This window comes from Aeromonas sp. ASNIH7 (genome assembly GCF_002903485.1).
Lineage (GTDB): Bacteria > Pseudomonadota > Gammaproteobacteria > Enterobacterales > Aeromonadaceae > Aeromonas > Aeromonas caviae.
Window position 1 is genome coordinate 112,363 of sequence record NZ_CP026226.1, and the last position, 24,704, is coordinate 137,066.

The window sequence follows — 24,704 nt, forward strand, 5'->3', positions numbered from 1 at the left end:
TCACATAAGCATACATAATCACGAATATTTATTTTTATAAATAATAAGTAAATGTTTTTTATTCCTTTTTTGACATAAGAGGATGGCGGATATAGAACATTATTCTGAAGCGATTGATGATTCCGCTCAGAAAAAATGTCCGTTTTTGGCTACAAAAGGCTCCATGCGAAGAGTAATCAATGCATCCATAACAAAAAATTCAGCCCGGCAAGGGTGGCCTGCCGGGCTGTGGGTGACTGACGAGCGGATAACTCACGTCAACAAGCGGTTAGCCATGCCATCCAGCTTCGCTTTGGTCTTTTCCCAACCGGGCATCACCTGACCCATCAGCCGGTAAAAGTGCTCGCTGTGATTGTGCTCAGCAATATGGCAGAGCTCGTGCAGGATCACGTAATCGATACACTCGCGGGGCGCTTTGACCAGATGCGGGTTAAGCGTGATCCGGCCATTGGGGGAACAACTGCCCCACTGGGTCTGCATGGTCAGGATGCGCAGGGGCGGACGCTCGGTGACCCAGATGGCCTGATCGAGCATGGCATTGAGTCGTCTGGCAAACACCTCCCTGGCACGAGCCTTGTACCAGTCAGCGAGCAGTGCCTGGACTTTCTCGGCTCTCTTTGCGCTATCAGTGACTAGGCTCCTGACCGATACCTCCAGCTTGCCACGCAACATCTTGACCCCCTGCACCGAATCAGGGGCTTTGATCACCTTGAGCAGGTACTGTTTGCCGAGGTAATAGTGGCTCTCACCGCTGATGTACTGGCGTGGGGTGACGTGCTCCAACTGCTGGCGAAAGTCGCGTAACTGTTCGTAGATCCAGCGTCCGCGCTGCTTTACCGCTGCGAGAACCGCATCATCAGCCGTCTCACGCGGGGCCGAGACCACGACGCGGCAATCGGGATGCACCTTGATAAGCACCTTGCCGCTAGCCTGTCTCCGTTGCACCCGCTCGAAGGCGATCCGCTCATCGCCGTAGCGAAAGCTAAAGGATGGAGCTGGAGCCTGGGGCTGAGCATCGCCCTTGACCCGAATAGGCACATTCATCTGATCAGACTCCGCTCAAGCCGACTCGGGTGATCTGCACCACCATCTCGACAATCTTCTTGGCCTGCTCCATACCACTGCCGATTGCTTTGCACTCCTGGAACATACGCGGCAGCAACTGCTTGCGAATACCCGCCTCGATGTTCTGCGGGTTGATGGAGTGCTCGGCCACCGATGCATCCACGACCGTATCGATCTCAAAGGCCAGCTTTATCCACTTCTCCTGTACCTGGCTGTCGGTAATGGCGAACACCTCCGGCAGTACCTTTTTGAACACCCCAAAGTAGGCCTGCGCGTGACGATGCCCGGCAAAGGCGTCAGGAATGTCACTCAGACGCCGCTCCTGCACCTGCTCTTCGAACTCCCGAAACAGCATGTACTGCTTGAGCGGGTGCTCGAACAGCTTCTCAGCTTCCTCGATGGCCTGGCGCAGTAACTTGGAGAAGGCTTCCTGAGCGTAGGGGTCGTCGCGTAGCTCCTGCTCGATCATGCGGGTGACGCGAGTCTTGATGATGTCGGTCTCGTTACGGGTCTTGTTCTCGTTCCACTCTTCTGGCTGTTTTTGGCCCATCTTGCCGACTTCATAGAAGCCACCCGGCTCTTTGACCTCTACACCGACCACATGCTTATCCAGCAGCTTCTTCACCTGCTCGGCATATTCGTCGTAGTCAATCTTCTCACCTGCATCCTGTTGCACCAGTTGGCGCAGGCTGGAGAGCTGTTTCACCGTCTCTTTGTAGTGGCGACGATCCGCCTCGCTAAAGGCGCTGTCCTCGAAAAAAGAGGCCGACTGCAACGCCACTTTCAGGCAACTGGCAAACGCCGTGAGAGCCTCGTAGAAGTCTTCTCGCACCTTGAGGTTCACATCCACCAGTTCGCCGTCCAGTTCCTCCATCTTGGGCACCAGCACTTGACGCAGTTGCTCGATATCCTGCTTGTTCTTCACCCCGGCGAAAATGTTCCACAGGGTCTGGTAGAGCTGAGGCAGCCGCTTATATTCGGTGCCCATCTGGTTGTAGAGGCCTTTGAGGTCGTCAACGTCATAGCCGCCCTGGGTGCGGGAAGCGAGATCCTGATACTTGCCGATAGTGGTATCCAGCTCGGATAAGATGCCGCGATAGTCGATAAGCAGACCGAACTGCTTCTTCGGGTGCAGCCGGTTGACCCGCGCAATCGCCTGGATCAGGTTGTGCTCTTTGAGTGGCTTGTCGATATAGAGCACTGTGTTCTTTGGCTCATCGAAGCCAGTCAACAGCTTGTCTACCACGATCAGCAACTTGAGGGGATCATTCTCATCAGCAAAGCGTTCGATAAGCGCTTTGGAATATACCTGCTCATCCTGAGTGCCGACATTCTCCTTCCACCACTGAGTGACCAGCGGTGTGGTCGATTCATCGACCTCGGTGTTGCCTTCCCGGCTGTCGGGCGGACTCATCACCACCGCCGACTCGAACAGCCCCGCCTCGTCGAGGTACTTTTTATAGAGCACCGCCGAGGCTTTGCTATCGCAGGCCAGCTGGCCCTTGAGCCCCTCGACAATGTGGTTTGAAAAGTGACTGGCGATATCGAACGCAATCAGCTTGATGCGATCTTCCGCGCTGTAGATCTCGCCCTTGCGGGCAAATTTGCGTTTCAGATCGGTCTGCTGCTGCTCGTTTAACCCCTGGGTTATGCGCTCAAACCAGCTGTCGATAGCCCGCTCGTTGACCTCCAGATCGGGAATGCGCTCCTCGTAGAGCAACGGCGTCACCGTCTTGTCCTCGACCGCCCGCTGCATGGTGTAGGCATGGACGATGGGGCCAAACTTATTGGTGGTCTTGTCATCCTTGAGAAGCGGCGTGCCGGTAAAAGCCACAAACGCGGCGTTGGGCAATGCCAGCTTCATGCGGACATGGTTCTCGCCCCCCTGGCTGCGGTGGCCCTCATCGATCAGCACGATGAGATCCGGGCTCTTGTTGATGCACTCCGGCAACTTGGTCGCTGAGTTGAACTTCTGAATAAGCGAGAAGATGATCCGCTCGCTGCCCTTACCGATCTGCTCGGCCAGCCGCTTGCCCGAGGTAGCCATGGCCGCTTCTTTATCTTTCTTGCCCGCAAGTTCGCCGCTGGAGGCGAAGGTCTTGCTGAGCTGGCTCTCCAGATCCACCCGGTCGGTCACCACCAGCAGGCGGCACTGTTTCAAACTGTCATGCAGGATCAGCGCCTTGCTAAGGAACACCATGGTGAACGACTTGCCCGAGCCGGTGGTGTGCCAGATCACCCCACCTTCTCTCCCGCCATCTGGGCGTTTCTGGTTGATACGCTCGATCAACCGCTTGATGCCAAACACCTGCTGGTAGCGGGCGACTATCTTGCCCGCCTTCTTGTCAAACAGGGTGAACAGCCGGGTCATCTCCAGCAGCCGCTCCGGGGAAAGCAGGCTGATGAGCAGCCGATCCTGATCGCTGACGGCCAGTTCGCCCGCCGCAACCAGAGACTGATACCAGTTCAGGTCGGCGGCGGGCCGGTGGCTAAACAGGGCAGAGCGTTGTTCGGATGAGAGCGGCTGATTCTTGATGGCCGTCATCTCGCCATCACCGATGTCCTCCTCACGCCAGGCGGCCCAGAACTTCTCCGGCGTACCGCAGGTGCCATATCGCCCTTCGATGCCATTAATGGAGAGCAGTAACTGGCTGTAGGCAAACAGCAGCGGGATCTCGTCCGGGCGCTGGTTGCGCAGGCTCTGGGAGATCCCCTCGTTGATGGTCGGCCCTTTTTTGGCGTTGCCATCCGGGCGCTTGGCCTCGATCACCACTAAGGGCAAGCCATTGACGAAACAGACGATATCCGGGCGACGCGACTCGATGCCCCCTGCGCGGGTGACCCGAAACTCTTCGGTAAAGGTAAAGCGGTTATTGTGCGGATTGTGCCAGTCAATCAGGGGGATGGTGGGGCTCACCTTCTTGCCATCAACAAACTCGGTGACGGACATGCCATAGAGCAGGTGGTTATAGAGCCGCTCGTTGGCCGCCTGCAACCCTTCATTCAGGGCCGGACTACACAGCTCGCTCACCAGATTGTCCACTGACTTAGGGGAAAGCGGATAGGTCTTGCCCGCAAACACAAAGGTGCGATCGGCCAATACGCTGCGTAGCTGTTGACGCAGCACTACCTGATCGGCCTTGCCATCCCGCGCCGCCAACGCCTGTTCAGGGGAGAGGAAAGTCCAGCCCAACTGGGTCAGCAGGGTCAGGGCCGGGATCTTGGCGCTGTACTCTTCTTGAAATTTCGGCAAGGCCTTCATAACGGGGATGCCTCAAACTGGTTGTCAATTTTTTGCTGAAAGCCGATCAACTCATGAATGGTACTCGTCGTCGGGTTATATACCCACTCATGATCAAAGAGACTCTTTAGCCGCTGAACCATATAGGCAGAGCCGACCACCAGAGAGTAAAAGCGGTTACCCTTACCACGCTGTTGCTCGATATTTGCCAGGGTCGCCGGTGGCAGATCCGCCATGATGAAGTCAGAAATCATCAGCAGGTCAGCCTTTTGGTATGTCTCTGCGGCCATGGTTTTCAACGCATGGCCAAGGGCTGGTGTCGCATCAGTACCGCCATGAAACGACATTTTCAGAAAGTCGATTATCGACGCAAGGCCCCATTCTCCACTCAACTCCAACGTCTTGATACCCGTAGAGAAGTTAATCAGGTAACAGGGACGTTGCTCCTCTCTCGCTTTGGTTGCCAGAAATAGCGTCATGGCTTTGGCGATCGTCTCGGGCGCACCGCTCATCGAGCTACTGGTATCAACGCAGAGGATCATGGGGCCGCGCTTCTCCTCTTCGTTGACCTGCCTCTCCTCTTCCCTTTCAACATGCTGATGTTGAGTCTGTATACCAGCCATATCAAAGCTCATCAGTCGTGACTCGACGAACTTCAAATCAAACAGCAATGCGGTCTCGTCATCAGCCAACAGGGCTTTCTCGCTGGGTAATACATGCTCCAGATCTCGCCCCAACCGAATACCCACTATCTCCTCTCGGGAGTTGATATCGGGCAGACAGAGATCCAGAACGTGGTTGACCTTCACCCGCTCAATCTTTTCGGAGAGTTCAATCTGCCGGATCTTGCCGAGCAAGTCGCATAACGCATGCAGCCCCTTGTCGTTTGCCAGATAGCTTGCCCACTTTTGGAACTGGGCCAGATCTTGGGCACAGAGCTGGCCACTGGAGAGATCAACCAGCCGCCCCGGATCCAGCCCCAACGCTTCAAGCAAAGGTTGCAACTGCTGCAACAGCTTGAGCATGCTCTCCAATCGTTCCATTAACTGGTGACGCAGCTGCTCGATCCTGGCCAGCTCCCAACTATTGCTGGCTTTATCCAGCACCTTTTGCCATTCAGTAGCCAGCAGTTGGCAACTGACGGCCTTATCCGCACTCGGCGGCTCCGCATCCTGACCGAAACTATCGGCAACCTGCTTTTGCCAAAATGGCGGATCCGCCGGGTGCTGGCTGGCTTTACAGAGCGCGAGATAATCCTTCACCGCCCCTTGAAAAGAGGTTTTGGATATATCGCCAAGCGCACTCTCTTTTCGCCAATGGTTCAGCTTGTGGGCATGCCCGGCGAATGGACACTCGTTGGTCAACGCTGCCTCAGTATCTCTCTTCCACTCCTCTATGTTCTGCGTGACCTGGCTGGTCAGCGAGCTGGAGTGAGCCAGCAATCCACCATAGCTGTCGCGGAGTTCTCTGTGAGCGAGAAGCGACGCACTCTCCACCTGACTTATTTGCATAAGGCTTCCAGCCGTTCGCAATCCTTGATACGCAGCTTGAGCTGGCTTATCTGCTCCGTAATCCCATCGAGCGCAATGGCTACTTTTTCTACCGGGACAAATATGGATGCAAGACGCTGTTCATATCCCTGCTGCAAGGTCTCCACCTTGTCCAATATGGCACTCAGCTGCGCTCTGACCTCTGTCACTGAAGATGAGAGGGAATCAACCAGACGTTGATTGATATCCGGTTTTTTATCGCCCTTATGAAACAACACTTTGGGTTTGAATTCAAATGAACCACTAAGGTAAACACGGCGAGAATAAGATACTTTACATGTTCCCTGCTTATCAAACTCGCAATTCAGTTCGTCAATTTCATTGCCAGCCTCGTCAAGTGGATGAAATTCCCCCGACTTGTACATACGTTTTGTTGAAAAGTATATATACGCTGGTGAACCGGTATATCTATTTAATTCATTCTTAACTTTGAAATATTTTTCACCTTTAACAGAACGACTCAATGATACAACATCGTAAATATCATCTGAACAAAAAAGCTCAATGTGAATTTCTTTATCCAGCAACGTTTTTTTGAGATCGATCTCTGCCAGATTAATACCACTGTCAAAACCGCTATTTTTAACCGCTTGCTCAACAATATCGTTAACGGCAACACGATTATCTTCATGGGTCCACAAGCAGTGCCGCAATAGCAAGGCATCACTGTGATTGGTTTCGCTGCGGCCATTAAAGAGGGCCGCGGCCTTGAGCAGTTGGGTCGCCCGCTGCCAGCGGCGGTCGGAAACATAGACCTTCAGTTTGTCATATTTGGTGGCGAGTTCACTGCGGATCAGGCGAATAATAGTCAGGGTTTCCGGTGACAAACTCACCTCATGCAGTTGCTCTCGCCATTTAGCCCACTCATCGGCCTTCACAACAAGCGAGTCATCAATCCTGATAGCCGCCTCGGTCGGTTTACACGCCAGCAATCGTTCAAAATTATCAGACTGCTCAATGGGCCCGACCATCAGGCGGATGATAAAGCGATCATACAGCGCATCCAGCCCCTGATTGGCATCGGGTGTTTCATTCGACGCAGCCACCAAGGCTTTCAGTGGGGCCTGCTCGATCTGTTCGCCATTGCGAAAGGTGTGCTCATTGATAAGTGTCAGCAGGGTATTGAGGATCGCCGGGCTCGATTTCCATATCTCGTCCAGAAATGCGAAATCGGCCTGGGGCAGATAATGCTCGGTTTTACGAACATACCGATCTTCTTTGAGTGCCTTGATCGAGATGGGGCCAAAGACCTCCTCGGGGGTACTGAACCGGTTCATCAGATACTCGAAGTAGGCCGGATTGGCAAAGGCACAGGCGATGCGACGGGAGATCAGGCTTTTGGCCGTGCCGGGTGGGCCGTAAAGAAAGGTATTCTGACCACACAAGGCACCCAGCAGTGCCACCGAGATCACCTCCTCCCGCTCAAACATCCCTTCACATACCGCGTTGACCAGCCGTTCCATCCGTTGTTGTAATTTCATGTTTATCCCTAACTGACTGTTTATCTTATTTAATTTTTATGGTGATGCGATGCAACCAAGGCTCGCCATTCGCCTGGCCGTCACCCTCACTGAGGGTACGGGCCGAGCGCCTGATCAGTGCAAACAGCACTGCTTGTACTTCTTGCCGCTACCACAGGGGCAGGGCTCATTGCGCCCGACCTTGGCAGGGGCCTTGGCCGGTTTCACCGATGGCGCCGCTACAGGCCCCCTGTTTGGCCCCCGTTGGGCGAGAAAATAGGCGTGCAATTTCAACGCGGCAGGGCCCACTTCGGCCACGCTCTGCTGATGTTCCGGCAGCGACAGGCTGGCAAGCAGTGGCAATTGGTCATCGCTGCCATGCAGGCGGATCACCTCAAGCCAGGTATCCAGCTCCTCTGGCAAGGCTGACCAGTTCCCCAGCGCCATGCCACGCAAATAGCCAAAGCACCACTCTTCGGCGTTGCAGATCTCTTGTTCTTCGAAAAGATTGACCATCAACACAGGGATAAAGTGCTCGGGCTGATAACAGAGGGTATGGGCCAGCATATTCATATGGCCGATGATAAGGTCCAGCGCCCGTTTCATCTCCCGCTCGGACGACCACTCGGGGGGCATGCCGCCCCAGAGTGCCGGCCACCACTGGCTCGGCGATACCAGCTTGGGGCCGGAAAGCACGGCGGTCAGAAAGCCGTCGAGTGCCGACAGACTCAGCATCGAATCGTCGTTGCCATACTCCATCAGCCGCTGCTCCAACCACTCAACGTCGGCCTCGGTCATGGGGTGAAGGGTCACTTTTTTCATGCGGCCACTTCCACCTTGACCCGCCGTTTGCCAGTCAGCAGTTGCTGCATCAGCGCTTTTTTTTCCTGCTTTAGGGCATCGAGCTTTTGTTGCAGGGCAATAATTTCTTGATCGGCGGTGGAGAGTATGGTGGCGATTTTTTGTTGTTCTTCTAGTGCGGGAATTTTCACCACGTGAGTTTTTATATTTCCCGTAATCTGTGGCTGGCCAGATCCTGATATTAAGTACGACAGATTGCTTCCATCCAATACATAGAAGAGGAACTTTTTACTTATAGCGGGAAAATTATCGGTATTAATAACCATTGCATTCCCTGTAATCCATGACTGAGCCTGAGTCCAGTTAACAACGCCGCATGTACTACCCCGACAAGTAACCGCGATTTGCTCAGTTGCGTGATTAAATTCTTCGTAGAGGCCAATAATTCCGTTTGCGCCATAAACGGGATAACCAGTTTCAGTCAACATTGACTGCGATATAGTCTTTGGCTGATAGACTTCTGCTATGTCTGATAGAGACTTACTTTCCCACTCCCCACTAAACCTAACTCCATTGTTATCCAGCAGGCGCTTTTTTCCGGTGAGTAGTTGTTGCATCAGCGATTTTTTCTGCTGCTGGCTATTGGCCAGCAGTTGCTCGGTGGTGCTGATCGCCTTATCCCAAGTGGAGAGAATGTTGGCAATTTTCTTTTGTTCGAGGAGTGGGGGAACGGGGACTCTGTATGCCTTTAAACTCTTCAAGCTAATCGCTGGTTGTGCGGTTTCTGTTTTAATCTCTGAAAGACCATCCCTTTCATAGTTGAAACATAGAACAAAACTAAAAAATTCCGTGTCGTTATCGTCAAAAGATAACTTGAGGCAGTTGCCAGCAATAATGGCTTCTGGATGGGACTGAGGAATGATTGCGCATCGTCCAGCTTGCGCCCCAATCTTTGCCATTAGAATATCACCACCTTTAGCAGCGCTTCTTTTTTGTTCGTTGAATAGTTGATGGTCAACATAAACATACTTATCTGCTGAGAATTTTCCTGATGTGACAAATCCACTTTGCAGAACAGGCACACCTTCAGATTTGTAGTGTTCTGACTTCAGGTTACTACCAAAAGGGCCATCAACCATCGCATACTTTTTTCTAGAAACTACATCTTCTAACCGTTTGTAGCTCCAATCAGCAGGATGTTTCATTGCAAGCCACCTTGTGAATAATATCCCAGCTCCTCCAGATAGTTGGCCATCTCGATTTCCAGCTCGGCCAGCTGGGTTTTCAGTTGTTCGCGCTCGGCCCGCACCGCCAGCAGATCGATCTCCTCCTCTTCTTCGAAGGTATCCACATAGCGGGGGATATTGAGGTTGTAGTCGTTCTCCTTGATCTCTTTGAGCGAGGCAAGGTAGGCGTATTTATCGACATTGCCGCCGTTGCGATAGGTAGCGACAATCTTGGCGATATTGTCCGCGCTTAACAGGTTCTGGTTTTTACCCGCCTTGAACTCGCGGCTAGCATCGATAAACAGCACATTGTCATCCACCTTCTGCTTTTTAAAGATCAGGATGGCGGCGGGGATGCCGGTGCCATAGAAGAGCTTCTCTGGCAGGCCGATCACCGCATCGAGCAGGTTCTCGTCGATCAGCTGCTGACGGATCTTGCCCTCGCTGGAACCCCGGAACAGCACGCCGTGGGGCACCACTACCCCCATGCGGCCAGTCTTGGGCTTAAGGGTTTCAATCATATGGAGGATAAAGGCGTAATCCCCCTTGGTTTTGGGCGGCAGCCCGCGCTTGAAGCGACCGAACTTATCGTTCCCCGCTTCCTCATAACCCCATTTATCCAGCGAAAAGGGCGGGTTGGCGGTCACGATATCGAAGCGCATCAGGTCGCCGTTTTTATCCAGTAGCTTGGGGTTGCGGATGGTGTCGCCCCACTCGATCTTGTGGTTGTCTTCCCCGTGCAGGAACATGTTCATCTTGGCCAGCGACCAGGTGGAGCCAATAGCCTCTTGACCGTAGAGGGCGTAGTGTTTCTCGCCATGGTTTGCCACCACCTTGCGGCCGCACTTCATCAAGAGTGACCCCGAGCCACAGGCCGGATCGCAGATGGTGTCGCCCGGTATCGGCTCCAGCAGCTCGGCAATGAGATCGGAAACTTCGGGCGGGGTATAGAACTCCCCCGCCTTCTGGCCGCCGCTGGCGGCGAAGTTCTTGATGAGATACTCGTAGGCGTTGCCGATCACATCCAGGGTGCCAACCCGACTCGGTTTGAGGTTGAGCTCATCCTTGGCAAAGTCTTCCATCAAATGGCGCAGTATGGTGTTCTTCTGCTTCTCTTCGCCGAGGCGGTCGGTGTTGAAGCTGATGTCCTGAAACACGCTCTTGCCCGCGTCTTTGAGCTTGGTGCCGTTGGCCTCTTCGATGGCGTGCAGCGCCTGATCGATCCGCTCGCCGTTGCCCGGTTCAAAGCGACGCTCGAACAGGCTGTAGAAACTGGCCTGTTTGGGCAGCACGAAGCGCTCGTTTTTGAGCATCTCTTCAATGAGCTCCGGCTCATCACCATATTCGGCCCTGTAGCCATCGTAGTGATCCTGCCAGACATCGGAGATGTATTTCAGGAACAGCATGGTGAGCACGAAATCTTTATAGGTATCAGGGCTGACAGTGCCCCGGAAGGTGTCGCAGGCAGACCAGAGGGCCTTGTTGATATCGTCCTGGTTTATCGAGGTAGTCATAAGTCACAATTCCTTGGGTATTTCTTGGAAAAATGGGCTGCTCAGCGAAACTATTTCGGTTGCTGATCGGATTGTTCGAGCAGGCTGGCAGCGATGGCCTGCATCATCTGCTCGCCGTTACGTTGCAGTTGTTGCATCAGGTTCCGTTCTTCACGCAGGCTGTGGGCCAGCTTCATGATGGCGGCTTGTCTCGCAAGAGATGGGATGCCGATAGGGGCCTCCTCCAACACCTGACGGCGAATACTTTTTGCAGCGCTGCCTTCGGCGTGCAGTTCGAAATAACGCTGGCAAGGGGACTGATTGAGCTGCCAGGCCAGAAATTCGGGACTGAGCGCCTCGCTATGCAACCGCACCACATAGAAGTGAGGGGCAGCTACGGCGGGCAATGATGCAAGCCCGGTATCGACCAGCACGGCATAGTTAGTGCTGCCACGGGCCGCCACCAAGATATCGCCGGTTTGCAGCCAATCAGGCTCCTTCTTGCTGGTAGGCTCAGAACGAAGGCAGGCAGACCAGTCAACCCCCCCTTCTGGCGAGGCATCTCTCATCTGCACCACGGCCATGCTGCCGGAATCGATATCCGGGATCTTGCCGCGATAGGGGTGCCCAGCACTGATGGTGGCAATTTGGTTCAGCTTCACAAAAAATCTCTTCATCGTTAATGATGCAGTTACAGTGTGTCGCATCTGACGCTACTGAGTCAATATCAATGCCCATTATTTTTGCATCAATGGCAATGATGCTTTTGTGTGTGCCATTGACAAGAGGTAGACCCTGACTTGCTTGAAAGATCCAACCGAGATCATTTTTGTAATTTAATTACAGATAATCACCGCACAAAATAAAAAGGCCCTGCTGTTGCAGGGCCTTTGAGTTTCCAACTCAATTGTCGGTTTCCAACTTCAATGTCACGGTTTCCAACTTAAATGTCCGTGATCAGCGCCGCGATTACTTGGCGTAATCCTCGGTGGGTACGCAGGAGCAGAACAGATTGCGATCGCCATAGACGTCGTCGATACGGTTGACCGACGGCCAAAGCTTGCTGGCGCGCACCGCGTCGGATGGGAAGACCGCCTCGGCGCGGCTGTAGCCACGGTTCCACTCTGCATCCATCACGTCGTCCTGGGTGTGCGGCGCATGGACCAGGGGGTTGTCGGCAAGGCTCCAGTGACCGTCCTGCACCCGGGCAATCTCGGCGCGGATGGCGGTCATGGCTTCCACGAAGCGATCCAGCTCGCGCTTGGATTCGGATTCGGTCGGCTCGACCATCAGGGTGCCCGCCACCGGGAAGCTCATGGTCGGCGCGTGGAAGCCGTAGTCCATCAACCGCTTGGCCACGTCCATCTCGCTGATGCCACTGGCTTCTTTGAGCGGGCGGATGTCCAGAATGCACTCGTGGGCCACCCGGCCGTTGCGACCTGTATAGAGCACGGGGAAGGACTCGCCGAGCTTCTTGGCCAGGTAGTTGGCGTTGAGGATGGCGACCTGGGTGGATTTCTTGAGCCCCTCGTCCCCCAGCATGGCGATGTACATCCAGCTGATGGGCAAAATGCTGGCCGAACCGAACGGAGCGGCAGACACGGCGCCGTTGTCACGGCTCTCCTTGTCGGTCTTGACCACGGCGTGACCGGCCACAAACGGTGCCAAGTGTTTCTTCACGCCGATGGGGCCCATGCCCGGACCGCCACCGCCATGAGGAATGGCGAAGGTCTTGTGCAGGTTGAGGTGAGAGACGTCCGCGCCGATAAAGCCTGGCGCCGTCAGCCCGACCTGCGCGTTCATGTTGGCGCCGTCGAGGTACACCTGACCACCATACTGGTGAACGATGTCGCACACCTCCTTGATGGTCTCCTCGTACACCCCGTGGGTGGAGGGGTAGGTCACCATCAGGCAGGAGAGCTGGTCTCCGACCTCGGCGGCCTTGGCGCGCAGGTCGTCCAGATCCACGTTGCCAGCCTTGTCACAGGCGGTGACGATGACCTTGAGGCCCGCCATCTGGGCGGAAGCCGGGTTGGTACCGTGGGCAGAGGCCGGGATGAGGCAGACATCGCGATGCCCCTCGCCGCGAGACTCGTGGTACTTCTTGATGGCCAAGAGGCCCGCGTATTCGCCCTGAGCGCCGGAGTTGGGCTGCATGCAGACCGCATCGTAGCCGGTCACCTTCACCAGCCAGTCTTCCAGATCTGCCAGCAGCAGCTGGTAGCCTTGAGTCTGCTTGAGCGGCGCGAAGGGGTGCAGCTTGCCAAATTCAGGCCAGGTCACCGGGATCATCTCGGCGGTGGCGTTGAGCTTCATGGTGCAGGAGCCCAGGGAGATCATGGCGTAGTTCAGGGCCAGATCTTTCGCTTCGAGACGGTGGATGTAGCGCAGCATCTCGGTCTCGGAGTGGTACTTGTTGAATACCTCGTGGGTCAGCACGGCGTCGGTGCGCAGCAGATCCTGCGGGATCGCCTGATGCGTCTGGGCGGCCTGGTCGAGGGCCTCCACATCGAGGCCGTGACCCCCCCCAAGGAACAGGTCGAACAGCTCGGCCACATCGCCTCGGGTGGTGGTTTCAGAGAGGGACACACCGACCGCACCGTCCAGATCCGCGCGCAGGTTGATGCCGAGCCCTTCGGCCTTGGCAATGAGTGCAGCTTTGTCCGACGTCAGTACTGTGAGGGTATCGAACCAGCTTCCGTGCTTGAGAGTCACGCCCTTGGCAGTGAGGCCGAGCGCCAGGATGGTGGTCAGACGGTGCACGCGGGAGGCGATGGTTTTCAGCCCCACCGGGCCGTGGTAGACGGCGTAGAAGCTCGCCATGTTGGCCAGCAGCACCTGGGCGGTACAGATGTTGGAGTTGGCCTTCTCGCGGCGGATGTGCTGCTCGCGGGTCTGCATGGCCATGCGCAGGGCGCTCTTGCCACGGGCATCCTTGGAGACGCCGATGATGCGACCCGGCATGGAGCGCTTGTAGGCGTCGCGGGTGGCGAAGAAGGCGGCGTGGGGGCCACCGTAACCCATGGGCACACCGAAGCGCTGGGCACTGCCGAACACCACGTCGGCACCCAGTTCACCCGGGGATTTGAGCAGCAGCAGGGAGAGCATGTCGGTCCCGACGCAGGCCAGCCCCTTCTGGGCCTGGACGGCGGCAATGAGGGAACGCAGATCGGCCACATTGCCGGTGGTCCCCGGGTACTGGAACATGGCACCGAACACCTCTTCGCTCACGGCCTCGCCCGCAGGGCCGACCACCACATCGAAACCGAAGTGGACCGCGCGCTCCTTGACCACGTCGATCACCTGGGGGTGAACGTCGTCGGCCACGAAGAAGAGGTTGGATTTGGATTTGGCCATGCGCTTGGCCAGCGCCATGGCTTCGGCGGCGGCGGTGGCTTCATCGAGCAGGGAGGCGCTCGCCAGATCCATGCCGGTGAGATCCAGGGTGAGCTGCTGGAAGTTGAGCAGGGCTTCGAGACGGCCCTGGGCCAGCTCGGGCTGATAGGGGGTGTAGGCGGTGTACCAGCCCGGGTTTTCCAGCACGTTGCGCAGGATGACGTGGGGCACGTGGGTGTCGTGGTAGCCCATGCCGATGTAGCTCTTGGCGATCTGGTTCTTGGCCGCATAGCCCTTGAGCTTGGCCAGGGCCTCCACTTCGGTCATGGGGGCGCCGATACCAAGCGGCCCCGGACGACGGATGGCGGCGGGGACCGTCTGCTCAATCAGATCGTCCAGGCTCTCGGCACCCACGGTGGCGAGCAGGGCCCGCAGTTCTTCCTCACCCGGGCCGATGTGACGGCGGATGAAATCGGTTTTTTGCTCGAGTTCAAACAGTGACTGGGTCATTTCCCTATTTCCTGGTAATAGGTCCTGGCATGACATCCTGATAACCAAGACCTGATGTTCCTGTAGCCGGTCGATACCGGCTCCACTCATGTTCTGTGTCCGCCGCGGGCAGACGGGGAATGCGGCAAGGGCATCCCGAAGGCGCAAAGGCTGCGCCTTTCCTGCAACCGCCATGGCCGCAGGATGGCAGTCATACAAGTGGGCCCTGCTGTGTTGGCAGGGCCCGGGGGCATTACTCTTCGTCCACCACGTTCTGGTAGCCTTCGGCATCCAGCAGGTTGGCGAGCTCGCCCGCGTCGTCCAGCTTGATGCGGAACAGCCAGCCGGCGCCGTAGGGGTCGGAGTTGACCAGCTCGGGGCTGCCTTCCAGCTCTTCGTTGACGGCCAGGATCTCGCCGCTCACCGGGCTGTAGATGTCGGAGGCGGCCTTGACGGACTCCGCCACGGCGCAATCTTCACCGGCGCTCACCTGCTTGCCCACTTCCGGCAGATCGACGAACACCATGTCCCCCAGCAGATCCTGGGCGTGCTCGGTGATGCCGACCACGGCTTCGCCGTTGGCTTCAACACGGACCCACTCGTGGGAGGTGGCATATTTCAGTTCGCTCGGGATATGGCTCATTTGTGCTTCCTTTATGCTCTTGGATCGCTTCAACAAAAATGGGGCGGCGAAGGTCAACCCTCGCCGCAATCAATGATTACACCAGCGGCTGGCCGTTGCGCACGAAGGCCGGCTTGGTGACTTTCACGGTGACCTGCTTCTTGCGGATCTCCACCTGGGCCTGTTCGCCGATATCGCGGGGCACCCGCGCCAGGGCAATGCTGTAACCCAGGGTGGGCGAGAAGGAGCCGGAGGTGATCACCCCTTCCCGTGTTTCGCCGCTCTCGCTGGTGAAAGTGACCGGCATGCCGGCACGCAGCACGCCCTTTTCTTCCATCACCAGACCCACCAGCTTGGGCTGGTTGCCGGCGGCCTTCTGGGCTTCCAGGGCGGCGCGGCCGATGAATTGGCGGGAGGCAGGCTCCCAGGCCAGGGTCCAGGCCATGTTGGCGGCAAGCGGAGAGATTGACTCGTCCATGTCCTGACCGTAGAGGTTCATGCCCGCTTCCAGGCGCAGGGTATCACGGGCACCCAGGCCGCAAGGGGCCACGCCGTTGTCCAGCAGGGCCTGCCACAGATCGCACGCCTTCTCTTGGGGAACCACAATCTCGTAGCCATCTTCGCCGGTGTAGCCGGTGGTGGCGATGAAGAGATCCCCGGCCTGCACACCGAAGAAGGGCTTCATCCCTTCGACCGCCGCATTCTGCTCGGGGGTGAACACCTTGGCCGCCTTGGCCTTGGCGTGGGGGCCCTGCACCGCGATCATGGCAAGCTCGGGGCGCTCGGTCACGCTCACGGCAAAGTCGATGGCGTGATGGCGGATCCAGGCCAGATCCTTCTCGCGGGTAGCGGAGTTCACCACCAGGCGGTAGAAGGTATCGGTCAGGAAGTAGGTGATGAGGTCATCGATGACGCCGCCTTCCGGATTGAGCATGCCGCTGTAGAGGGCCTTGCCGGGGACGGTGAGTTTGGCCACGTCGTTGGCCAGCAGGTGTTGCAGGAAGGCTTTGACCCGCTCGCCGGTCAAATCGACGATGGTCATGTGGGAGACATCGAACATGCCTGCATCGGTGCGCACCACATGGTGCTCTTCCAACTGGGAACCGTAGTTGATGGGCATCTCCCAACCGTGGAAGTCCACCATCTTGGCACCCGCTTCCAGGTGTTTCGGATGCAATACAGTAGTCTGGATCATCGCTGTGTTTCCTTAAGCGTTCGCGACAACACTCGCAATCCGCCCCGGCTCGTCGGGAACTACGGACCACAAGCTCTGTGCTCGTTCCCGCCCGGGCGGGCAGGAGTGATTCCTTGAACGGAGCGGATTATATGACAAGCGTGCCGGGGCACCGCTCAAAAAAAACTAATCCTCACCCGACTCACTGACACCAGACACTAAGGCAAAAACAGTGATAAAAACAGCCAAAACCGCGCCATTGCGGGATTTAATGTTGATTTTTACCGTCCCGTCACAATTTACAGAAAAACGTTTCGCTTCTCGCCAACATTAAAGGCTGACCCCCCAAAGGGTCATCTCGCCCTGTCAGATTAGTTTTTTTGTTAAAACCCCGGGGTAAGATTAGATTTTTTCACCCTTGGCCAGGGTGGGCAGCTCCCCATCCAGCCCCATGGCGGCCCGGATCATGCCCTGCTTGAGGGGGCCAAGACCGTCGACGGCGCGAAGCCCCACCCCGCGCACCAGCTTCTTGAGGGGGTTGCTGCCCGCAAACAGTCGCTTGAGCCCCTCCATGGCCGCCAGCATGCGCGCCGCCTCGCTCTTGCGCCAGCGCTCGTAGCCCCGCAGGTTGGCGAGCAGGCCGATGTCCGCGCCCTTGCCGTGATGAATGAGGATCTGCTCCGCCAGGGCGGCGGCATCCAGCAAGCCCAGATTCACCCCCTGCCCCGCCAGCGGGTGGATGGTGTGGGCCGCATCCCCCACCAGCACCAGGCGCTCGCGGGCAAAGTCGCGGGCGTAGCGGGCGGTGAGCGGAATGGCGCTGCGAGCCCCCTCCACCTTGCACAGCCCGAGGCGCCCATCAAAGGCGGCGGTGAGCTGGCGGTTGAAGCCGTCGTCATCCAGGGCGCAGAGCGCCTCGGCGCGGGCCGCGGGCACAGACCACACGATAGAGCAGAGGTCGGGCTGCCACAGGGGCAGGAAGGCGAGCGGCCCCTGGGGGGTGAAGATCTGGCGCGCCACCGCCTCATGGGGCTCGGCACAACGCACCGTCGCCACCAGGGCGTGATGACCGTAATCCCAGCTGGTGAGCGGGATATCGGCCTGACGGCGCACCCAGGAGTGGGCGCCGTCGGCGGCCACCACCAGCTTGGCCGAGAGGGCCTGGCCATCTTCCAGCAGCAGCAGGGCGCCCGCTGGCCCGCACTGCAGGCTGGTGGCCCGGGCCGGGGTCAGCATCTGGATATTGCTGGCCCCCGCGATGGCGTCCAGCAGCGCAAGCTGGATCACCCGGTTCTCGACGATGTGGCCAAGGGCCCCCTGACGCAGGCTGGCAGCATCGAAATCGATGTGGCCGAAACTGTCCTGCTCCCACACCTGCATCTTCTCGTAGGGCTGCAGGCGGCGCGCCACTATGCCGTCCCAGGCGCCGACCCCTTGCAGGATGTGCTGACTCGCGAGGCTCAGGGCACTGACCCTGTTGTCCGGCGTCTCACCGAGCGTTGCATCGGGCAGCCGGCCTTCCACGATGGCCACCTTGATCGCCCGGTTCTTGAGGGCGGCAGCGAGCCCCAGGCCCACCATGCCCCCCCCACGATCACCACATCCACATCTTGCATCTGCATTCTCTTGTGTCCTTTCCGGGCGGGTCGCCAGGATCTGCGAGGCGACGCCCACAGGCGTGCCTCTTGCTCGAAATCGTCTTTGCCGCCGGGGCGACAGCGCTTATTGGCCGCACACCTCGCCCACGAATCCCAGGGTGCGGGAGGCGAGCGGTGCCTTGAGCCAGGGCACTCTGCCCATCAGGGAGAGCGCCAGATTGCGGCCCACCACCAGGGGAGCGTGATGGTTTGAGAAGAGCTGGGCCAGGGAGGACGTGAGCCAGACGGTCTGGGCCTGATCGTCCCGCCGCTGCTGCCAGTAGCCGCTTAGCACCTCAAAGCCGCCGATGTCTTCCCCCGCCGCGAGCGCACGGGCCAGGGTCCGGGTCAGCACGTCCAGATCCCGCATGCCGAGGTTGAACCCCTGACCGGCGATGGGGTGCAGCAGGTGGGCGGCGTTACCCACCAGCACGGTGCGCTGGGCCAGCGGGTAGTCGGCCACCGTCAGCACCAGCGGATAGAGGTGGCGCACGCCGGTACGCTCGATGCGCCCGAGGCGCCAGCCAAAAGCCTGCTGCAGACGGGCGAGAAAGGCGGCGTCATCCAGTGCAAGCAGCCCCTGTGCCTCGTCCCGCGGCACGCTCCACACCAGAGAAGAGAGGCCGTCCTGCATGGGCAGCAGGGCCAGCGGCCCTCCATCGGTGAAGCGCTCGAAGGCCCGTCCGGCGGGATCCTCGGCGGTCTTGACGGTGGCGATGATGGCGCTCTGGCCATAATCGTGGCGACTGACCGGCATCTTGAAATGCTGGCGCACGAAGGAGTGGCCCCCGTCGGCCGCCACCAGCAGCCGGGTGCGGTAGCGCGCGCCGCCCTCCAGGGCGAGCGTCACTCCCGCCTCGTCGGGGTCGATGGCCTCAAGCCTGGCCGGGCACAACATACGGATCTGCGGGCAGGCGGCGATCGCCTCTTGCAGCACGATGCCCGCCGCCGACAGCTCGATCACCTGACCGAGGGCGGGTAGACCATACTCCGCCGCCGACAGCCGGGTCTGGCCACAGTGGCCCCGATCCGACACATGGATATGGGTGATGGGGGAGCAGTGGGGTACCAGGTGCGGCCAGAGGCCGTGACGGGCCAGCGCCTCGCAGGTACCGGCGGAAAGCGCGATGGCACGGGCATCGAAACCGGGATGAGCATTGAGCTCGGGCGCACTGGCCTCCAGCAGCAGGATCTGCAGGGGGGCGCCATCCTGTCCTTTCAGGGCGGCAAGGGAGAAGGCCAGCACGGCACCGCTCATACCACCGCCGACGATAGCCACGTCGACGTGAACCAGATCAGATTGAGACATGAGAAGAGGGCATAGGCGAAAAAACGTGGGCCAATCCTACCACAAAGGTGGCGGACGGGATGCGAAGCCACGGGCAAAAAACCGCTTTGGCACCATGGGTTAGCAGAGTGCCTCCCCTGCTCTCGCCCCTTGTAAAACAGAAAGAGCGCCGTGATGCGCTCTTTCATTGACCCGGTGGGCGGGCAGATCAGTGCAGGGTCGGCGGCATGCTCGGTGCAGCCGGGCGCTTGCCAAACTCCTCGAACGCCATCATGACCCCGAGGCGCACGTGTTCGTAAAGCACCAGGAAGGAGGCTTCGTTCTCTTCATCTTCCTGATCGAACTCGGCAGAGACCTGGGTGATGCTGGCGATGTCCTGAATCATCTCCTGCAGCTCTTCGGATGCCTTGGAGAGCTCCTGTTGGACCACGCCAAAGCCGGCCAGGAAGGCCTGGGACCAGTCCACCAGCGAGTCGATGCGCTCATCGAGCGGCGCCTCGTCGCTTGGCAGCAGCAGCTCGACGCCCTTTTGTGCCATCAGGCTCTCGATCACCTCGTGATAGAGGTCGGTCATCACCTGGCGCACCGGTGCCGGCAGACCGAAACCGTCGTTGATCAGATCATTGAAATGGGGCTGCCAGCTTTTGTCGTCCAGGGCCACGCCACCGCACACCAGGCCGCAGATCACGCCATGGGCCTCGACGGCCGTCGCCATGAGGTCGTGCTGTGCCATCAGGTCCGCCACGGCGGCGTATTTCAGGGGGGTTGTTTTGCTCATCTAGGATCCGCTCAAAGTTCAGGCAAATATGCAGAATTTATGGCCGAGATCCTAGCATTCTCCCCCAGCCAGAGCCAGCAAGGCCTTGAAACTTCTGCATCTGCGCTATATAGTCCCGCCCAGTTGTCCACGTGGATAAAGGCGGAAATCAGCCCCGCCGTATTGAGGAAGGCATGAGCATAGAGGCCGTAGAAATCGTCATTCTGGGACGTCCCTACAAGGTGTCCTGTCCCTTGGGACAACAAGATGCCCTGCGCCAGGCCGCCGACCAGCTGACCGACAAGCTCATCGAGCTTCGTCAACGTTCCAAGGTCTCCAGCAACGAACAGCTGGCCGTCATGGCAGCGCTCAATTTCTGTCATGAGCTCTGCCTTGAAAAAGAGAAAAACCACCAATACTCTGAGACCATGGACAAGCGGATCAAGATGCTGCAACGCACCATCGAAGCCGCCTTGATCGAGCACGGACAATACGGTGAATCCAGCGAAGAGGCGCAACAGCCCTAATCGCACCGAGTTTTGAAATTCCCTGGAGTGTTTGTCAGCCGGTTCAAGTCCCCGAGCCGATATTCATACCAAACAGGGGGTCTGCCTTCTGGCTATTGAGCATGCTCGGCCCGACCGAGAAGCCTGCGGCCAGATTAGATCTCCGCCTTGAACCGACGGTTCAAGGGCCCAAACCGGCAACGGCATCTCCGGGGTACCTACCCAAAAAAGCCCGTCATCACGACGGGCTTTTTCTTTGCCTGCGCGGCAACCCCCTTCCACTCGCCTGCGGCGTCTCGCCACCCGGCAGGAGGCAGTAAAAAGCCCGCCAACGGAGCGGGCTCTTGGCCGTGTCAGACGGCCATCTGCTCGTGGGGCGCGCCGTTGTGGCGCAGCCACACAAAGCTCAAGGCCACGATCAGCACCATCACCGTCATGATGGCCCCCAGGGTCACCTGCCCCGTCATCGGGAAGCTGGCGGCCAGCAGGGTTACCACGCCAGCCCCCAGATTCTGCATGCCCCCGAGCACGGCTCCCGCGGTACCCGCCTGGCCCGGGAAGGGCTCGATGGCACAGGAGGTGGCGGTCGGATAGAGAATGCCGCTGCCAATGAAGTAGACCGCAGCCCCGCCCACGAGGGAGGCAGCGCTCACCATGCCGAGCAGCCCGGGTACCAGGATGATGAGCGACCCCAGGGCCAGGAAGGCGATGCCAAGGCGCATCAGCTTGCCCTGGCTCAGGCGAAAACTCAGTCTGGCGGAAAGCCAGGCGCCGAACAGATAACCGGGCAGCGGCAGCACGAACAGCACGCTGACGGTGCGGGCACTCAGCTTGAGCACGTCCCCCAGCAACACCCCGGCCGCCGCCTCGAACACCGCGAGGCCGGCAAAGGTGGCCATCAGACAGAGCAGGTTGCCCTGAAAGCGCGGGTTGCCGAGCACATGACGATAGGCGGCGCCCACCCGCAGCGAATGCTGGCGGGCGGATGCTGGCAGCGTCTCGCCAAACCAGGCCAGCAACGCCAGGGTGGTCAGGGCACCAAAACCGAACAGGAACCAGTAGCCGGCACGCCAGTTGAACAGCTCGGTGAGCCAGCCGCCCAGCACAGGTGCCAGCAGAGGGGAGAAGATGACCCCCATGCTCACCAGGCTGTTGGCACGGTTGAGCTCGGCGCCACTGTAACGGTCGCGCATCACGGTCCGGCTCATGGCGCCCCCTGCCCCGGTGCCCAGCCCCTGGATAAGGCTGCCCGCCAGCAAGGCGGTGAAGCTCGGGATCAGCTGGATGGTGAGGGTGCCGACCAGGAAGATCATCATGCCGATGATGAGCACAGGGCGACGACCGATGCGATCCGACAAGGGGCCATAAACGAACTGGGAGAGGCCGTAGGGAATGAGGTAGCAGGCCATCACCGCCTGCAGTTGGCCGGAGGCCACATGGAAGTCCCCCGCCATCATGGGAATGGAGGGCACATAAAGGGTCTGGGTCATCTGACCCACGGCGACCATCAGAATGGTCAGGAAAAACAGGGGATAGAAGCTGTGCCGATACATACTGTCGTCCGAAAAAAATCAAAAAGCCGCCACCCTCCGGGCAGGGATCTGCAGGAGGTGTCTGACAAAGGTCGTTGAAGAGGAACAAGGCGGAGGACCCGCACCCGCCAGCAGCAGGACGCTCTCTGGCTTACGACAATCTTAGTGATTCATATCACAAAAAACGAACGAAACTTTATAATCTGCTTACCCAAGTTTTTCTAATGCGACGGGGCCCAAGGCCCCGTCACTGTCATCTCATCATGGGGGAAGGATTCATCCTGTCCCCTCTTTACCCCACTCTTCTCACCTCGGCCGACGCGCCTTCGAACATGGGGGTACCCGCCTCCCCCAGTCTCAGACAACGAGGAGCAACCTTGCCGACCAGCCCTTCGTCATGGGTCACCAGCAGCAGGGCGCAGCCTATCTCTCCCAGTTCCTCCAGCAGACAGGCGATGGTCTGTTGCTGGCTCAGGGGATCGAGCCGGGACGTGGGCTCATCGGCGAACAGCAGCACGGGGCGCAGCAACAGGGCCCGGATAAGCGACAGCCGCTGCAGCTCCCCTCCCGAGACCTGGTTTGGCAGGCGCGTCAACAGCCGTTCATCCAGCCCCAACCGGGCCAGATAGTCGACAAGCCGATGGCGAGGCAGCCTGTGCAGACGCAGCACATCATCGAACTGGGTGGCGAGGCGTACCCGGCTGGCAAAGGCCTGCACCGGATCCTGATAGAGCTTCTGCCAGCGGCAGGGAGCTACCCCTTCCCGTCGCAGCACCTCCCCTTGCAGGGGGCGTTGCAGACCCAGCAGCACGTTGCCGAGGGTGCTCTTGCCCGCGCCGCTCGGCGCCATGATGGCCATTCGCTCCCCTTGCGCCAGGGCAAGGTCCAGCCCCGTGAACAGGGGTTGAGCCCCATATCCCATGGCAAGCCCCTTTCCGCGGATGAGCCAGTCACCGGTAGGAGGGACGGCCGCCTCGGGCCAGGCGGAGGGCTCCGCCGCCAGCAGGGCCCGGGTATAGGCATGGGATGGCGTGTGCAGCACACGCTCGGCGGGCCCCTGCTCCACGATCTCTCCTCCCTTGACCACCAGCACCCAGCCCCCCAATGCGCGAGCCAGGGAGAGATCATGAGTGATGGTCAGCAGATGGCGTCCACGGGCCAGGTAGCCCAGCAACAAGGCACCCAGCCTGGCTGCGGCCCGGCTGTCGAGCCCCTTGGTGGGCTCGTCAGCCACCAGCAGACGGGCCTCCCCCAGGGTGGCGGCGGCAAAGGCCGCGCGCTGAGCCATGCCTCCCGAGAGCTGGTGTACAAAGGCGCCCTCCCGCCCGGCCAGTCCAAGCCGCTCGAGGGCGGCACGGGCCCGCGATCGGGCCTCCTTGCCGCCTGGCAGCCACCCTTCCTCCACCTGGGCAAGCAACCCCATGGTGGGATCCAGCGCCAGCACCGGCTCCTGGGGCAGCATCGCCAGCTCCCGCCCCCAGAGAGTGCGCAGGCGAGGCGTGTCGGCCAGGTTGTGATGGCGGCCACCCGACACCATCTCGCCCCGGCCTGTCAGGGGGGCTGGCAACGTGCCCATCAGGGCATGAGCCAACAGGGATTTGCCCGAACCGCTCTCCCCGATCAGGGTCAGGGCGGTGCCGGGATGAATGGTGAAATCCAGCGCCTGCAACAGGGTTTTCTGGCCATCATCGACCTGCAACCCCTTGATATGAATGGCCGTCATGAGGTGGCTCCTTGTGAAGATGGCATGTCAAGGCCGCGCGTCTGATGAAGCAGCACCAGGGCCAGCAACATCAGCCCCATGACAAGAATGGGGGCCAGTAGCAGACGGGGAGCCTCCTGATAGTGGGGCAGCGCCTCCGTCATCATCAGCCCCAGCTCCGGCGTTGGCGGCTGAATGCCCACTCCGACAAAGCCCAGGGTAGAGAGGGTTAGAATGGCACCCGCTAGGCCGAAGGCCATCATGGTGAGCAACTGGGGGGCGAGCTCGGGCCAGAGATGGCGCCGCACCACATGGGCATGGCCGAATCCCAGCAGACGGGACGCCTCCACCTGGGGCGAGGCGAGCAGCCCCCGGCTGCGGGCACGCACCACCCGGTAATACTCCACCCACTGGGCCATGGCCAAGCCGAGATAGAGGATGGCAAAGCCACCCTGGGCCATGGCGGAGAAGAGCAGCACCAGCAACAGGCCTGGCAGGGCCAGCACGCCGTCGGCCAGGCTGCGCAGCAGACCGTCGACCCAGCCGCCGCGCCAGGCCGAGAGCCAGCCCAGCAATGACCCCAACAGCGCCGCCGTGATGACGCACAGCAGTCCCAGCAGCAGGGAGAGCCGGGTCGCCGCCGCGAGGCGCGCCATCAGGCTGCGCCCCATCTGATCCCGCCCGAGGGGCTCCTGCCAGGAGGGATCAGCCAGAAACTGTGCCAGATCCTGAGCCGCCGGATCGGGCCAGAGCACGGGGCCCAGCAGGGCAAACAACACCACCAGCAGGAGCAGGCCCAGCCCCGTTTTGACAGACAACGACATG

Annotated in this window: 17 protein-coding genes, 1 other RNA gene and 1 pseudogene; 2 read left to right on the plus strand and 17 right to left on the minus strand. The window is 59.1% G+C overall.

Annotated elements, in window-relative coordinates; translation table 11 throughout:
• Window positions 1-252: 252 nt before the first annotated feature.
• From C2U47_RS00515 to C2U47_RS00580, 14 genes and pseudogenes are all read right to left on the minus strand, one after another.
• Window positions 253-1,044, minus strand: coding sequence for a M48 family metallopeptidase (locus tag C2U47_RS00515; protein WP_024946118.1), 792 nt, complete (start codon window positions 1,042-1,044; stop codon window positions 253-255).
• Between the two features lie 4 nt (window positions 1,045-1,048).
• A complete protein-coding gene (locus tag C2U47_RS00520; protein ID WP_103261342.1) occupies window positions 1,049-4,327 on the minus strand; it encodes a type I restriction endonuclease subunit R in 3,279 nt (1,092 codons plus the stop codon).
• The gene (locus C2U47_RS00525; protein ID WP_103261343.1) at window positions 4,324-5,817 is read right to left on the minus strand and encodes a VWA domain-containing protein; all 1,494 of its coding nucleotides are present in this window, start codon (window positions 5,815-5,817) and stop codon (window positions 4,324-4,326) included. Before C2U47_RS00525 ends, C2U47_RS00520 begins: the two co-directional genes overlap by 4 nt.
• Window positions 5,808-7,337 carry an AAA family ATPase gene (locus C2U47_RS00530; protein WP_103261344.1) on the minus strand — a complete coding sequence of 510 codons (1,530 nt, stop codon included), beginning with the start codon at window positions 7,335-7,337 and terminating at the stop codon, window positions 5,808-5,810. Before C2U47_RS00530 ends, C2U47_RS00525 begins: the two co-directional genes overlap by 10 nt.
• A gap of 114 nt (window positions 7,338-7,451) precedes the next feature.
• Window positions 7,452-8,138, minus strand: a complete 687-nt coding sequence (locus tag C2U47_RS00535) for a UPF0149 family protein (RefSeq protein WP_103261345.1) — start codon at window positions 8,136-8,138, stop codon at window positions 7,452-7,454.
• Window positions 8,135-9,322 (minus strand): restriction endonuclease subunit S, encoded by a 1,188-nt coding sequence (locus C2U47_RS00540; RefSeq protein WP_103261346.1) that lies wholly within the window; start codon window positions 9,320-9,322, stop codon window positions 8,135-8,137. Before C2U47_RS00540 ends, C2U47_RS00535 begins: the two co-directional genes overlap by 4 nt.
• Complete coding sequence (locus C2U47_RS00545; protein WP_103261347.1) at window positions 9,319-10,857, minus strand: type I restriction-modification system subunit M; 1,539 nt, start codon at window positions 10,855-10,857, stop codon at window positions 9,319-9,321. Before C2U47_RS00545 ends, C2U47_RS00540 begins: the two co-directional genes overlap by 4 nt.
• A 50-nt stretch (window positions 10,858-10,907) precedes the next feature.
• Window positions 10,908-11,498 (minus strand): restriction endonuclease subunit S, encoded by a 591-nt coding sequence (locus tag C2U47_RS00550; protein WP_233735848.1) that lies wholly within the window; start codon window positions 11,496-11,498, stop codon window positions 10,908-10,910.
• A gap of 307 nt (window positions 11,499-11,805) precedes the next feature.
• The gene (gcvP, locus tag C2U47_RS00555) at window positions 11,806-14,682 is read right to left on the minus strand and encodes an aminomethyl-transferring glycine dehydrogenase (protein WP_010675080.1); all 2,877 of its coding nucleotides are present in this window, start codon (window positions 14,680-14,682) and stop codon (window positions 11,806-11,808) included.
• A gap of 232 nt (window positions 14,683-14,914) precedes the next feature.
• Window positions 14,915-15,304, minus strand: coding sequence for a glycine cleavage system protein GcvH (gcvH, locus tag C2U47_RS00560; protein WP_010675081.1), 390 nt, complete (start codon window positions 15,302-15,304; stop codon window positions 14,915-14,917).
• Between the two features lie 76 nt (window positions 15,305-15,380).
• Window positions 15,381-16,478 (minus strand): glycine cleavage system aminomethyltransferase GcvT, encoded by a 1,098-nt coding sequence (gene gcvT / locus C2U47_RS00565; RefSeq protein ID WP_010675082.1) that lies wholly within the window; start codon window positions 16,476-16,478, stop codon window positions 15,381-15,383.
• 381 nt (window positions 16,479-16,859) lie between these two features.
• Window positions 16,860-18,079: pseudogene (locus C2U47_RS00570) on the minus strand (FAD-dependent 2-octaprenylphenol hydroxylase).
• A gap of 100 nt (window positions 18,080-18,179) precedes the next feature.
• Window positions 18,180-19,403 carry a 2-octaprenyl-6-methoxyphenyl hydroxylase gene (gene ubiH, locus C2U47_RS00575; protein WP_029314704.1) on the minus strand — a complete coding sequence of 408 codons (1,224 nt, stop codon included), beginning with the start codon at window positions 19,401-19,403 and terminating at the stop codon, window positions 18,180-18,182.
• Window positions 19,404-19,590: 187 nt separating this feature from the next.
• Window positions 19,591-20,160: a UPF0149 family protein gene (locus C2U47_RS00580; RefSeq protein WP_010675085.1), complete on the minus strand. Its 570-nt coding sequence runs from the start codon at window positions 20,158-20,160 to the stop codon at window positions 19,591-19,593.
• A 173-nt stretch (window positions 20,161-20,333) separates the two neighbouring features.
• Here C2U47_RS00580 and zapA point away from each other — a divergent pair, with 173 nt between their 5' ends.
• Complete coding sequence (zapA, locus tag C2U47_RS00585; RefSeq protein ID WP_010675086.1) at window positions 20,334-20,666, plus strand: cell division protein ZapA; 333 nt, start codon at window positions 20,334-20,336, stop codon at window positions 20,664-20,666.
• Window positions 20,667-20,682: 16 nt separating this feature from the next.
• Window positions 20,683-20,865, plus strand: a non-coding RNA gene (gene ssrS / locus C2U47_RS00590) — 6S RNA.
• 133 nt (window positions 20,866-20,998) lie between these two features.
• Here the strand turns inward: ssrS and emrD are convergent.
• From emrD to C2U47_RS00605, 3 genes are all read right to left on the minus strand, one after another.
• Entirely contained in the window at window positions 20,999-22,198 is a 1,200-nt protein-coding gene (emrD, locus tag C2U47_RS00595; RefSeq protein ID WP_010675087.1) for a multidrug efflux MFS transporter EmrD, read from the minus strand.
• Window positions 22,199-22,469: 271 nt separating this feature from the next.
• Window positions 22,470-23,900, minus strand: coding sequence for an ABC transporter ATP-binding protein (locus C2U47_RS00600; protein WP_043154919.1), 1,431 nt, complete (start codon window positions 23,898-23,900; stop codon window positions 22,470-22,472).
• Entirely contained in the window at window positions 23,897-24,703 is an 807-nt protein-coding gene (locus C2U47_RS00605) for an ABC transporter permease (RefSeq protein WP_010675089.1), read from the minus strand. The genes C2U47_RS00600 and C2U47_RS00605 overlap by 4 nt, the downstream gene beginning before the upstream one ends.
• Window position 24,704 lies beyond the last annotated feature (1 nt).